Below are 13,780 nucleotides of genomic sequence, written 5' to 3' on the forward strand. Positions count from 1 at the left end.
TTATATCAATCTTTCACTGATCATTGAGTTGTATATCTGCGGCATTATTTTTGTATGAAAGTAATGCCGCTTTTTTATGTATTATTTTTCTCTCATGAAACGCGTCAGCTAGACAAAACGTTATCTCTTGTTCAAAAGTGCCTTCAAATGTTGTTGTACTGCAGGCCATTCAGTTTTTAAAATACTGTACACATACGTATCTCTTAAAATATCGTTTTGTACAATTTGATGACTTCTAAGCACCCCATCTAATTTTGCCCCCAAACGCTCAATTGCCGTCCGACTTTTAAAATTAAAAGAGGATGTACGGAACTCAACCGCAATACAATTCAAAATATCAAATGCATGCGTAAGCAACAGATTTTTACACTCCGTATTGACATAACTGCGCTGCGCGGACTGGCTATACCATGTTGAGCCAATTTCAACACGGCGGTGCTCGGCTTCTATATTCATAAAAGTCGTCATCCCTAACAGCCTCCCACTGTCTCGTTCTTCCACCGTAAATGGCAACATACTCCCCAACTGCTGTAAATCTAGGCGGCGTTGAATTTCAGCAGTCATCTGCTCAGGTGAAGGAATGCGGGTATACCATAGTTTCCATAGCTCGCCATCACGCACTGCATCACACAGTGCTGGTGCATGTTCCAACTTAAGCGGTTTTAATGTAATTCGTTCACCCTGTAAAACTACAGGTTTGAAGCACTGCATGGCTCACTCCTTATATTTCAATTATTTAACTCAGCTCAAAATATTGTTATATGGACGTATTTTTTGCTGCTGCAATCAGATGCATCGCGTCTGCAATCTCAACCTGCCCGGTTTCTTTCAGTGCATTTGCCACACCTAGAACATCTCGCTGATCTTTGTTTTGCCCAAGTTTCAATTTGCCCTGCAAACGCGTAATTTCAATTTCAATCCCTACAATTGCTTTTAACATGGGTTCAAGATAATCCTTAGGTGCATCCGACATTTTCCATGGCTCTGGCTGTGTTGCTTCATGAGTTCGTGTCAAACGTGCCACCACACCACGCACATAACGCTCATCATCTCGAATAGTTACTCGACCATAAGCATGTACCACTCGATAGTTCCATGTCGGCACTTGCTGATGATGCTCTTGTTTGCTGGGATACCACTGCGGTGAGATATAAGCATCTCCCGCTCGAAAGACCACCATCACTTCATCCCCATTATTCACATCCTGCCAAACAAGATTATGTCGAGAAACATGAGCATGTAACATCCCAAGTTCAGTATGATCGACTTGTAACTCAAAAGGTAAATGGTTTGCATCTAAACCACTTCGTCCATGGGTAAACAAAATACCCAATGGATAATTCTGTATGAGCTGATGTAGCTCTTCAACTTGGGTTACTTCAAATTCTGCAGGGATATACACAGCTTTGCCTCCTTGAGCTCATTATTGCTGTATTTGTTGTTGTAAATTCTCTGGTTTAATTGGATTATTCAAAAGTACCAGTATGTATTACTTTGAGTAGACCAGAATTATGGCAAGAATGGCAAAAGTCGTAGAACTTCCCTCTATCACAAAGCTTAATAAAATACAGGGAAAAATAGCCGCCCAACTCATTCAAGCCTTACGACAAGCAGTACAAAATGGCGATTTACAAGCGGGCGACCCTTTACCCTCGTCACGTGAATTGGCGATCACATTAAGTGTCTCACGGGGCACCATAATTGAAGTATATGATCAGCTCTTGGCTGAGGGCGTTTTAGAAGCACGTGCGCGTCAAGGCACTTTTGTTTCAGATAACTTGGCACGTTCAAAGCGTCAGCAAACTCAAGAGCGGAGAAATACTGATCCTACTCACGTTCAGCTAACACCCGCAGCTCAGGCCTATGCTGAAGTATTGAAAGAATTTAAACCGCTTCCTCATCTTCCTTTTGCAGTCTCTGTACCTGTTGGACGCACCCAACCAAATGATATTTGGAGAAAATTTGGCAATCGCTACCGCGCACGGGGCGTCGCAGCACCCTCTGGGTATGATGACCCACAAGGTGTATTTTCCTTACGTGTTGCGATTGCCGACTATGTACGACGCTCTCGTTCTGTACACTGTGAAGCTGAACAAATAGTCATTACTAGTGGCATCCAACAGGCACTCTATATCTGTAGTCAGATTCTATTTAAAGCACAAGATCAAGTCTGGGTCGAAGACCCTGCTTATCGAGGGACAACTGCCCTATTAGAAAACTCAATACAACCCTTACATATTGTTCGTGTGCCCGTAGATGAAGAAGGAATTCAAGTCGATACAGGTATAAACCTCGCGCCAAATGCCCGTGCAGCCTTTGTCACCCCATCTCACCAATATCCAATTGGGATGCCCATGAGTTTAGCCAGAAGAACCGCATTACTCGCTTGGGCCAAACAGAAAAGCGCTTGGATTATTGAGGATGATTATGACAGTGAACTGCGCTACAGTGGCCAGCCTTTTCCAGCCTTGCAAGGGTTAGCACCTGAACAAGTCATCTATTTAGGGACATTTAGCAAAGTACTGTTTCCATCACTGCGACTCGGCTATGCCGTACTGCCCAAAGCTTTGGTGTCCCCTTTTTGTGGATTACGTGTTCTGATCGACCGTCATCCTCCCTCTGCTGATCAGCATGTTCTGGCTGCCTTTATTCAAGAAGGTTATTTAGAACGTCACATTCGACGGATTCGCAATGTCTATGCTGAGAACCGTCGATATTTGATTGGCATGATTGAGCGTTATATTCCAAAACACTTAGGTTATTTACAAGCTGGAGATCAAGGTATGCATATGGTGCTATGGCTTGCAGATTACATGGATGATCGGGAAATCGCTCAAGCGGTACTAGATGCTGGTATTGCAATTAAAGCGGTTTCCCCGACCTTTTCGTTGGAACGTAAACGCTCTGGATTAGTGCTTGGTTTAGGAGATTTTGATCAGGATCAGATAAAAATAGCTATCCAAACTGTAGCAATTATTTTGAAATCTCATGCCAAACCGAACCAAATTGAAAGAAGTTAAATTAATATTTATTTCACGTGATATATCATTATATTGCGTATAATACACATGAAATGGCATTCGGAGATAAAGCTACATTGTCGATAAAATGAAGCACTGTCCCCTAAACAAAACTGCTCCATTCAGCGAATAGGTAAAAGATACAAACGAAATGAATTCAAAAAAAGCAACATTGATTGGTCTAGGTGCGATTTTATTATGGAGTTTAATTGTTGCCCTGATTAAAGAAGTAAGCCATGCTTTTGGCGCTGTTGGTCGAGCCGCTCTTATTTATTCATTGGCTTCTGTTTTTTTGCTGCTCTCCTTTGGTTGGACTCGGTTAAAAGAATTTCCTCTTCCCTATCTAGTTTGGGGCAGTTTGCTGTTTGTCTCTTATGAAATTTGCCTTGCCCTGTCCATTGGTTACTCAACCAGTAGTCGACAAGCCATTGAAGTTGGTATGGTGAACTACCTGTGGCCGACCTTTACCATTATCTTTGCGATTGTATTTAATAAACAAAAAGCCAATTTTCTCATCGTACCCGGCTTTTTTATCTCGCTAATAGGAATTTGTTGGGTATTAGGCGGTGATCAAGGATTAAGCCTTGAGGGCATGCTAAGCAATGTTCAAAATAACCCTCTAAGTTATGGCTTAGCATTACTCGGCACCGTACTTTGGGCGTCTTATTGCACCATCACCGCAAAAATGGCAAATGGTAAAAATGGGGTGACGCTCTTTTTCATTTTAGTTTCAATTGTGCTGTGGGTTAAATGGTTGTTGTTAGGTGAAGGCACTTTGAATTTTGAACTGCAACCCACCATTTATTTAGTCCTTGCAGCCTTTGCGATGGGTATGGGCTATGGTGCATGGAATATTGGTATATTGCATGGCAATGTCACCCTATTGGCTGCTGCGTCGTATTTTATTCCTGTATTTTCCGCTGTAGTTTCCGCTGTCATTTTAAGTACGCATTTAACTTTCAGTTTTTGGCAAGGTGCTTTGATGGTCTGTCTCGGCGCTTTATTGTGTTGGGTTTCAACCAAAACCAAAGCTTAAATGATTCAAAACAGAGTCTATTTCAGGAAAATTTTCAGCTCTAACGCTTATCCTTAAAACCCGTAACTTAATAAAAAAGCCAACGTATGCAATATCATCGTTGGCTTTAATTACTTTAAACCAGTTGGGTGGATATTAGCGTTCACGCAGTGCTTCTTTGGCTTTGTTAAACGGTTTAATTAAATAGTCCAGCACCGTCTTGTGCCCTGTTTTAATATCTACGACTGCCACCATACCTGGTGTAATGTTAAATTGTTTACCCTGCTTATTCATCAATTTATTGGAGCCTGCGTTTTACACTCATCTTAGTATTCCATAAATATTCCTCAGATTGGTCATATTACAATCTGTAGAAAACCAAAATAATTGAGTAAACAACGAATACACTCATTCATACTCAAGAATTGAGACGATGCCTCTTTATATTAGGGGTATTTTACCCCCCTATCGTTTGCAACTCATCAAAACTTCGATGATTTAAACAGCTGATAATTGAACACAGAAATCTTTAGAATTTATAGCAAATTGGACTTTATATAATATTGTTTCTATATGCTCATCTGTCGTATAGGCTCCAAAGCTAAAGCGCACCGTATGTGCAGCCAGTTCCTCATTCAGTCCTAAAGCATTTAATACATGAGACTGAGTTGCATGATGTGAATTACAGGCCGATCCACTCGAAACCGCAGCAACCTGTTTAACCGCCGAAAGAATAGAATTTGCCTGCTCACATAAAAAACTGACATTCAAATAATTGGCAACATGTTTGTTCGGATGACCATTAAGTTTCACAGGAGTTAAAGCCTGTAAACTCGTTAAAAATTGATTCCTTAATTTTTGAATACGTTGTTGTTCTTCAACTAAGTTTATTTTAGCCAGTCTACAGGCTTCCCCCATCCCAACAATTTGATGTGTCGCTAAAGTTCCTGAACGCAAACCCTGTTCATGCCCACCGCCATGAATTTGAGTCTTGATTTGTTTTTGAATGCCTTGACGCACATAGAGCGCACCAATGCCTTTGGGGCCATATATTTTGTGGGCGGATAGGCTGAGTAAATCAATATGCATCTCATGAACATCAATCTCTGTCTTTCCTACAGCTTGTGCCGCATCAACATGAAATAAAATTTGATGCTGATGCGCCAATAGTCCAATGGCTTGAATATCGGTTAATGTACCAATTTCGTTATTGACCATCATCAGCGAAATTAAAACCGTATTGGGTTGAATAGCATGTTCTACCTGTTCTGGGTGAATCACGCCTGTACCTAATTCAGGTTGTAAATAAGTCACCTGAAAACCGAGACTTTCTAGCTCTGCACAGGTATCTAAAACGGCCTTATGCTCTATTTTGCTGGTAATAATGTGTTTATTTTGATTTTTATAACAATCTAAAGTACCTTTGATCGCGAGGTTATTTGACTCTGTTGCACCAGAAGTCCAAATAATTTCTTGCGGATTGGCACGAATTAAATCAGCCACATGCTGCCTAGATGTGGCGATATGTTTTGCAGCATCCCAACCATAATGATGCGATTGTGAAGCAGGATTTCCAAAATCACCTTCTACAGACAAACATCGAATCATTGCTTGAGAGATTTCAGGGAGAATAGGTGTTGTTGCTGCATAATCCAAATAAATTAATCTGCTCATTTTAATCACTATTAAAAATAAATTTAGAATGATTATAAAGGATGAAATTTATTCTATTTATATGGATTTAATCATACCTTATCAACAATATTAAGCTTATAAAAAAATCGTCAGCTCTAGCATTCACTAACGATTTTAATATAGAAAATTACCTGATTTATATTTTAAAAAATAAGATTTAAAATTATAAAACCCGAGATAAGAAGTTTTGAGTACGCTCTTCTTTGGGATGCTCCAGAACCTGTTGAACGCTACCTTGTTCAACTATTCTCCCCTGATCCATAAACACCACATGGTCGGCAACTTCTCGTGCAAAAGCAATTTCATGCGTTACAATTACCATGGTTTTACCTAATTTCGCCAAGCTTTTGATTACATTCAAGACTTCTCCTACCAACTCAGGGTCCAAGGCGGACGTTGGCTCATCAAATAAGATCACTTTGGGGTCTAATGCTAAAGCTCTGGCAATCGCAACACGCTGCTGCTGACCACCAGAAAGTTGTTTGGGCCATGCTTCAACCTTATCTCTTAGCCCCACTAAACCCAATAATTGATTGGCTTTTAAAATGGCTTGATCTTTGCTGAGTTTTTTATGCGCTAGAGGTGCTTCAATAATATTTTTCAAAACATTTAAATGTGGAAACAAATTAAAATTCTGAAAAACATAACCCACCGATTTACGCTGTTTTAAAATATCTCGCTCTTTTAATTCATAAAGTTTATCGCCTTTTTTCCGATAGCCGATAAACTCATCATCAATTTGAATAAAACCTGCATCTACACGTTCTAAATGATTTATCGTTCGTAATAACGTTGATTTACCTGACCCTGAAGGACCAATAATTACCGTGACAGAGCCAGCTGGAATATCAAGGCTAATATCGTGTAATGCCGCATGTCCTGCATAGTTTTTAAATACATGGCTCACTTGAATATGACCATTTGCAGGAGATGTTGCTTGATTAATGATCATAACTAGCTCCTATACGCGGTTGAGTCGTGTGTGGCTGCGTTTTCTTGAAAAAAGCAAAACTATTAATGGCTGATTTCCGCTCGCCTTTTGCCAATATTTTTTCGATATACCATTGGACGATGGAAAAAACACTGGTGACGATGACATACCAAACGGCAGCAACCATCAACAATGGAATCACTTCTTGGTTACGGTTATAGATCATTTGTACGGTGTAAAAGAGCTCAGGCATTGCTAAAACATACACAATTGATGTGCCTTTAGATAAACCGACACATTCGTTGATAATCGCTGGAATGATACTGCGAATAGATTGCGGTAAAATAATACGTGTTGTACGACGCCACCATGACAAACCCAACGCTGCTGCTGCTTCAAATTGACCATGATCGACCGACAAAATCCCACCACGGATGACTTCCGCGGTATAAGCGCTTTGTACAATCACCAAACCGACTAAAGCCGTTGAAAATTGATCCAATGCATTGATGGTTTTAAACTGGGCAAAGACCGTGTCGGTAAACGGTACACCGACATTAATATATTCATATAAATAAGAAAAGTTATAGAGAATAATCAATACCAACAGCAGTGGTAATGATCTGAACATCCAGATATACACCCATGCCAATGAGCGAATTAACCATGAGGAAGACAGTCTCATCATGGCTACAATGGTGCCCAAAATTAAACTAAACACGATTGACCAAAAGGTCAGTTTCAGAGTCATCAACAAACCCTGAAGAATCGCAGGGTCAAAGAACCACTGTCTAAAAACAGGCCATCCCCAGTTTTTGTTGGAAAAAATCGACTCAGCAACCACTGCAATAATTAATACTGAAAATGCGACTCCAATGTAGCGCAGTGGATGACGTGCTGGAACGATTTTATAATGCTCTAGACTCATGCGACCTCCTTTTGCAGTAACGTCTTTCTAAAAGGAAGCCCACCATGTAAAGGTGCTCCAATATAACGATCAAAATTAAAATCTGGAGTGAGTTCAAACTGCGGTTCATAGCCTAGACTCAAATACAATTTCACGGCTGGAATTTGTTTAAACCCTGTGGTAAGAAAAATCTTGCTATACCCCGCAGCAAGCGCACTTCGTTCCAGCTCTTTGACTATTTTTGCAGCCAGCCCTTGTTTACGTAAGTTTTGATGTGACCAAATCCGTTTCAGCTCTGCGGTTTCTGCGTCATAGCGTTTATAGGCACCCATTGCAATCACTTCATCATCACGTTTCAGTACCACAAACAATCCATGTGGCGGTAAAAAATCTTCCGCCCCTTCATAGCGTTCCCGATGTGTGGCTTTTTTACGTTCATCAATGACTTGAGCATCTTGACGTGAAAAAAAATCACCATAAATTTCTTCATATTCAGCAAATAACTGATCCAGTAAAGGCTGTGCTTCAGGCACATCAACAGGCATTTGGATAAATTTTTCTTGCATAATGACCTCTTATTTATCCTGAATCAGTGGGTTAATCACTGATTGTGGAATTCCTTCATTTTGTAAATTCCAACGTGATAGGGCTTGGGTATATGTCCCATTCGTAATGACCCCGTTTATAGATGATTGAACAGTATTCACTAAGCCTGTACCCTTTTTCACAGCAACAGCAACCGACCACGTCCCATCTAATGCGCCCACAGCCTTAATATTGGCACCATTGGCTTGTTGCCATACACCCATTACATTGGGAATGAGGTAGGCATCGACACGGCCAGATTGCAATGCCAAAGCCGCAGCTGCACCATCTTCCAAATAAATGGGCTGTGCTGGGTTCAACCCTTTTTGTCGATTGTTTTCAATCCAATTCAACAGTAGCCGTTCTTGATTGGTGCCAGAACCAACCACAATTTTGAGTCCAGCAATATCATCAGGCATTCTAATTGCTTGGATTTTGCTGTCTTTGGTCACATAAAAAGCCAACATATCCTGACGATAGGTTGCAAAATCGTATTTCTGCTTACGTTGTTCTGTGACCGCAATATTACTGAATACAGCATCGAATTTTCCCGATGCCAAACCAAGTGGCCAGTTTTCCCACGAGGTTGGAATCACTCGGAGCTTGAGACCTAAACTGTCGGCAATTAACTGTGCAATATCAATTTCACTACCTATACGGGTCTGGTTATCTTCGGCCAGAACATGGAGGGGTGGAAAACTGTTGGTTCCCACAGCAACAGTAAAATAACCCTCATTTACAAACTTAAAACCTTGAGGCAATTGAGCAATTGCCTCTAGATTTTTAGTCGTATGAATAGCCACCGTGTTATTTCTTAAAGTCTGTTGCTCTTTTTCTGAAAAAGCAGTTTTCAAATGATTTTCTTGCACATGAGTTGCTGTCTCATTGTTATAGCAACCCATCACACTTAAAGTCACCAGTGTCAGACCAAAAGCCACCGCTGTCTGGGCGTTATACATTTTAGTCTCCCAGCCCTGGCGGGTTAATGACAGAATGTTGAATCGCTTCTGCCTGTGCTCCCCACCGTTTTAAGACTTTTTGATATTCTCCCGTTTGAATTACCCCGTTTAAAGCCGTCTGTACCGCATCAACCAAACCACTGCCTTTTTTGAGCGTGACACCCAATTCGGCAGATCGTGTTCCTCCCCCAAGTGCTGTCCCTGCCAAACGGATTTTTGCACCATTTGCCGCTTGCCATGCATAGGCAACATTAGGACCAAATAAAGCATCAACTCGCCCAGACTGGAGCGCCAAACTTGCAGATGCACCATCATCGTAATAAAGAGCCCGCCCCGGTGGCAGCCCTTTCTTTTTATTGTCCTCAATCCAGTCCAGCAGTACTTTTTCCTGATTGGTACCAGAACCAACAATCACTTTTAAACCAGAAATATCATCAGGACCTTTGATCGTTTTAACTTTACTTTTCTCTGCAACGTAAAAAGCCAATACGTCTTGGCGATAAGTCGCAAAATCAAATTTCTCTTTACGTTCTTTGGTCACGGTGACATTGGCAATGGCAGCATCATATTTGCCACTAATCACCCCGAGTGGCCAGTCCTCCCAAGACGTTCGAACTAATTTCAGCTTTAAACCCAAACTGTCTGCAATCAAACGGGCAATATCAATTTCAGTACCAATATAGGTTTGATTATCAGGCCCCAATACACTTAAAGGTGGCGCTCCTGAAATAGCAGCAACGGTAAAATAACCCGTATTTACAAACTTAAAATCTTTTGGAATTTTTTGACTGGCTTCCGCATTGTGAGCAACATGAATCGGTGTCATATTCTCTTTCAACTTTGCAAGCTCACGGCTATAAAAATCGGTTTTATCGGTCGCTTTTGCAGACTCGGCTGTTGATCTAGCCGTTTGTGTAGATGCCTGTTCTTTACCACATCCAACCAGAGAAATGCCTAGAAACAGTGCCAAAGCAATTGTCAAAGGTGTTTTATTCAACCGCATGAATCTGTTCCTTTTCTGATGATTCAAATTGATTTTCTGGTCGCTTTAAACCAAAACTAGAGCGTAAAGTAGTGCCTGGATATTCGGTACGATATAGCCCGCGCTGTTGTAGCAATGGCACAACTTTTTCGATGAAGGTATCTAAAGTTTTAGGGGTTGCACCCGCAATAATGAAGCCATCTGTCGCCTCTTCTTTTACCCAGAGTTCTAACTGATCTGCGACTTCTTCTACCGTTCCAGCAAAAGGTGGACGTGGTGTGGCAGATTGAAGTGCGACCTGACGTAGGGTTAAATTCTCTGCTTTGGCTTTGCGTTTAATTTCATCAGTACCACTTTTGAAGCTGTTTTCACCCAGTGTGCCTAGTTCTGGAAATGGTGCATCCAGTTCATACTGAGAAAAATCATGGTGTTCAAAGAAGCGCCCCAAATAATTCAGTGCGTCCTCTATCGTCACCAAAGCAGCAGTTTCAAGATATTGACGCTCTACGTCCTCAGCAGAATCTCCAATCAAGACTCCAATGCCTTGGAAAATCAGCAAATCATCTGCGTCACGACCATTCTTAATCACTTGTTGTTTCACATCTAAGTAAAATGCTTGTGCTTCTTCCAAAGAGGCTTGATGGGTAAAAATCGCATCGGCATGTTTCGCGGCTAATGCACGACCTGCACCTGATGCCCCTGCTTGGAATAGAATCGGGCGGTCTTGTGGCGAACGCTCTACATTGAGTGGCCCTGCCACTTCAAAATGTTTACCTTTATGATTCAAGGTATGTAATTTACTGCGTTCAAAGAATTGCCCTGTTCCTTTATTGCGAACGAAAGCACCCTCACCCCACGAGTCCCAAAGCCCTTTGGCCACTTGCAAATATTCATCTGCAATTTCATAACGTTGACTGTGCTCAGGATGCTGTTTGCGGGTATGATTTTTTGCAGTACCTTCAAGTGGTGTCGTTACGACATTCCATCCCGCACGTCCGCCACTTAAATGATCCAGACTGGCAAACTGACGCGCAATGGTAAACGGCTCGCTATACGAGGTCGACACCGTACCCACCAAACCAATATTTTGCGTCACACTGGCTAGGGCTGAAAGCAACGTAATCGGTTCAAAACGATTCAGAAAATGAGGAATTGATTTTTCATTGATATATAGACCATCAGCCACAAAGACAAAATCAAACTTTGCCTGTTCTGCCTGAAGCGCTACATTTTTGGCAAATTCAAAATTAATACTGGCATCGACCACCGCTTCAGGATGGCGCCATGCAGACATATTTCCGTTTGCACCGTGTAAGATAGTTCCAAGGCGAATTTGTTTGTTATTACTCATGTTAGACCTCTGCGTTTTTATGAATAGACTCAAGTGCTTGTGTTGCTAAGGCAGCAAAGTACTGAGCAGCTGGATAAATTAAGGATTCATTGGGTTGATATTGTGGGTGATGCAAACCGAAGTGACTGGCACTGCCGATACTGACAAATGCACCGGGGATCTGTTCTAAATAGGCGCCAAAATCTTCACCGATCAAATAAAGCGGCGCCTCTTGCACCTCATAACCTTGCGCATGTGCAACGCTTTGACTCAGTTCAGCCCATGTTGCAGTGTTGATTAATGCAGCGGGGCCATTGTCCCAATCCACAGCAATCTCAACTGAATGAGCAAGTGCAATACCTTGTGCAATTTGTTTAAGTTTTTGTTCAACGGCTAGGCGAACCTCTGGAGAATGGGTTCGTACCGTGCCCTCCAAGTGCGCTTCTTCTGGCAAGATGTTCCAACTGGTGCCTGCATGCACTTGGGTGATACTGATCACACAGGTATCCAAATTATTTATGCTGCGACTGGCAATGGTTTGCGCTGCACTAATCAACTGTGCTGCGACAACGATTGGATCTTTGGTTTCATGCGGACGCCCTGCATGACCGCCCTTGCCTTTAATCACAATTTTGAAGCGGTCAACGTTGGCATAAAATCCACCAGCACGTGTCGCAAAAGTGCCTAGAGGCAACTCAGGGACATTATGAAAACCGAAAATGGCGGATACATCTTCCAAGGCGCCACTATTGATTACCTCATAAGCACCACTATAGGTTTCTTCAGCGGGCTGAAAAATAACGCGTACCGTACCTTTTAGTTCAGACACTTGCGCTTTAAGTAAAATCGCAGCGCCTAAAATGGTTGAGCTATGTAAATCATGTCCGCAGGCATGCATGACCCCATCGTGAGTCGAACGAAAGTCTTGTTCGATTTCTTCATGAATGGGTAAAGCGTCGATGTCTGCTCGAATAGCGACAATTGGATGACCCGTGCCAATATCCGCAATCAGTCCCGTTTTTAAACCCCAAGTTGAGGTTTCAATGCCATATTCAGACAACCATTGTTTTAACTTATCGGTGGTTCGAAACTCTTGCCCAGATAATTCTGGATGACGATGTAATTCATGTCTCCAACGGAGCAACTGCTGTTCCAGTAATGATCTATTTGGCATCAATTTCCCCAACTCAGGCTGCAAGCACAGCATGCTGTGCCAGTAAAGTTAGAGATTTCAGACGTGTTGCATGATCCAACAGTGGCGATTCCACAATAAATTCATGGATACCAAATTGTTGATGCAAAGCATGTAATTGCTGATGAACATCATCGACCGTCCCTTTGATAATATTCAGTTGCTCTTTTTTAAGGCTTTTAATTGCAGATTGAGCTTGTCTCGAAAACTCTTGCCCGCTTTGTTCATTCGGTATCTTTACGCGTTGACCATTCTCAAGCTCCAACGTCCAAACAGATAGTCCTGCTGCCAGTTCTTCCGCTTGATCGCGGCTATCTGCCACAATAATTTGTGCAGCAACAATCGCCTTTTTCCCAGAGGAGTAGCTTGAGTAAGTTTGCAAAGCATCTTGAAGCAAGTTGGCATCGCCATTCAAATGCGCAGCAAATACGAAATTCCAGCCTAAATCTGCTGCAAGTCGAGCACTTTCAATGCTCGCACCCAATAAAAACTTTTCTGCAAGTTGCTGAGGTGCTGGTGTTGCAGCAACCTGATCAGGCTGATTTCGATCTAACTTTGCATGTAAATAATGATCTAATGCTTGTAACTGCGCCTTAAAGTCGCCCTTTTGTGTCTGATCTAAACCCAGCTGTAATGCTTGAGTTGAAACAGGAAAACCACCAGGTGCTTTGCCTACACCTAAGTCCACGCGGTTATGCGCAAGACTGGCCAAAACATTAAAATTTTCCGCAACTTTATAAGGACTGTAGTGCTGCAACATCACCCCACCCGAGCCAATTCGAATACTTTTAGTCTGTGCCAACAACCATGCAATCAAGATTTCAGGTGATGGACTAGATAACAAAGCCGTGGAATGGTGCTCAGCAACCCAATAACGATAGAAACCTAACGCTTCTGCTGTTTGAGCAATTTGCAATGCATTTTTAAATGACTGTTCCGCACTGATGCCTTCAGCTTTTGGGCATTTATCCAGTATGCTTAATTTATAACTCAGCCCCATTTTCTATTTTCCAGAAGATTTAAAGTTGGAACCTATTAAACAAATTTACGGTTTGAAAATTAAATATTAAATAAACTTAAAGTTATATAAAAAAGAGCAAAAACTAATTTTAAATAGAAAATAATCTATTATAAAAAATAATGAATTACTTATTTAAAAACACA

At 41.7% G+C, this 13,780-nt stretch carries 13 protein-coding genes and 1 pseudogene; 2 read left to right on the forward strand and 12 right to left on the reverse strand.

Going from position 1 to position 13,780, the window contains the following annotated elements; all coding sequences use genetic code 11:
- Positions 1 to 120 precede the first annotated feature (120 nt).
- Positions 121 to 711, reverse strand: coding sequence for a GNAT family N-acetyltransferase (locus B9T36_RS10200; protein WP_086209379.1), 591 nt, complete (start codon positions 709 to 711; stop codon positions 121 to 123).
- Between the two features lie 46 nt (positions 712 to 757).
- Positions 758 to 1,402 (reverse strand): FMN-binding negative transcriptional regulator, encoded by a 645-nt coding sequence (locus B9T36_RS10205; protein ID WP_086209380.1) that lies wholly within the window; start codon positions 1,400 to 1,402, stop codon positions 758 to 760.
- A gap of 109 nt (positions 1,403 to 1,511) precedes the next feature.
- On the opposite strand from B9T36_RS10205, the gene B9T36_RS10210 reads away from it, so the two are divergent.
- Positions 1,512 to 3,020, forward strand: coding sequence for a PLP-dependent aminotransferase family protein (locus tag B9T36_RS10210; protein ID WP_086209381.1), 1,509 nt, complete (start codon positions 1,512 to 1,514; stop codon positions 3,018 to 3,020).
- A 151-nt stretch (positions 3,021 to 3,171) separates the two neighbouring features.
- Complete coding sequence (gene yddG, locus B9T36_RS10215) at positions 3,172 to 4,056, forward strand: aromatic amino acid DMT transporter YddG (RefSeq protein WP_086209382.1); 885 nt, start codon at positions 3,172 to 3,174, stop codon at positions 4,054 to 4,056.
- Positions 4,057 to 4,191: 135 nt separating this feature from the next.
- On the opposite strand, the pseudogene B9T36_RS18960 reads toward yddG, so the two are convergent.
- The 10 genes and pseudogenes from B9T36_RS18960 to B9T36_RS10260 all read right to left on the reverse strand — a co-directional run.
- Positions 4,192 to 4,341 (reverse strand): annotated as a pseudogene (locus tag B9T36_RS18960) (secretion protein HlyD); the annotation flags it as partial.
- A gap of 192 nt (positions 4,342 to 4,533) precedes the next feature.
- Positions 4,534 to 5,709: a cysteine desulfurase family protein gene (locus B9T36_RS10220; protein ID WP_086209383.1), complete on the reverse strand. Its 1,176-nt coding sequence runs from the start codon at positions 5,707 to 5,709 to the stop codon at positions 4,534 to 4,536.
- A gap of 184 nt (positions 5,710 to 5,893) precedes the next feature.
- Positions 5,894 to 6,682, reverse strand: a complete 789-nt coding sequence (locus B9T36_RS10225; protein WP_086209384.1) for an amino acid ABC transporter ATP-binding protein — start codon at positions 6,680 to 6,682, stop codon at positions 5,894 to 5,896.
- Positions 6,672 to 7,589: an amino acid ABC transporter permease gene (locus B9T36_RS10230; RefSeq protein ID WP_086209385.1), complete on the reverse strand. Its 918-nt coding sequence runs from the start codon at positions 7,587 to 7,589 to the stop codon at positions 6,672 to 6,674. Before B9T36_RS10230 ends, B9T36_RS10225 begins: the two co-directional genes overlap by 11 nt.
- The gene (locus B9T36_RS10235; protein WP_086209386.1) at positions 7,586 to 8,134 is read right to left on the reverse strand and encodes a GNAT family N-acetyltransferase; all 549 of its coding nucleotides are present in this window, start codon (positions 8,132 to 8,134) and stop codon (positions 7,586 to 7,588) included. The genes B9T36_RS10230 and B9T36_RS10235 overlap by 4 nt, the downstream gene beginning before the upstream one ends.
- Positions 8,135 to 8,143: 9 nt before the next feature.
- Positions 8,144 to 9,112, reverse strand: a complete 969-nt coding sequence (locus B9T36_RS10240; RefSeq protein WP_086209387.1) for an ABC transporter substrate-binding protein — start codon at positions 9,110 to 9,112, stop codon at positions 8,144 to 8,146.
- 1 nt (position 9,113) lies between these two features.
- Entirely contained in the window at positions 9,114 to 10,115 is a 1,002-nt protein-coding gene (locus B9T36_RS10245) for an ABC transporter substrate-binding protein (protein ID WP_086209388.1), read from the reverse strand.
- On the reverse strand, positions 10,102 to 11,445 hold the full coding sequence (locus B9T36_RS10250) for an LLM class flavin-dependent oxidoreductase (protein WP_086209389.1): 1,344 nt from the start codon (positions 11,443 to 11,445) through the stop codon (positions 10,102 to 10,104). The genes B9T36_RS10245 and B9T36_RS10250 overlap by 14 nt, the downstream gene beginning before the upstream one ends.
- Before the next feature lies 1 nt (position 11,446).
- Entirely contained in the window at positions 11,447 to 12,598 is a 1,152-nt protein-coding gene (locus B9T36_RS10255) for an amidohydrolase (protein ID WP_086209390.1), read from the reverse strand.
- A 13-nt stretch (positions 12,599 to 12,611) separates the two neighbouring features.
- Positions 12,612 to 13,616 carry an MsnO8 family LLM class oxidoreductase gene (locus B9T36_RS10260; RefSeq protein ID WP_086209391.1) on the reverse strand — a complete coding sequence of 335 codons (1,005 nt, stop codon included), beginning with the start codon at positions 13,614 to 13,616 and terminating at the stop codon, positions 12,612 to 12,614.
- Positions 13,617 to 13,780: the final 164 nt, after the last annotated feature.

This window comes from Acinetobacter sp. ANC 4204 (assembly GCF_002135205.1).
Lineage (GTDB): Bacteria > Pseudomonadota > Gammaproteobacteria > Pseudomonadales > Moraxellaceae > Acinetobacter.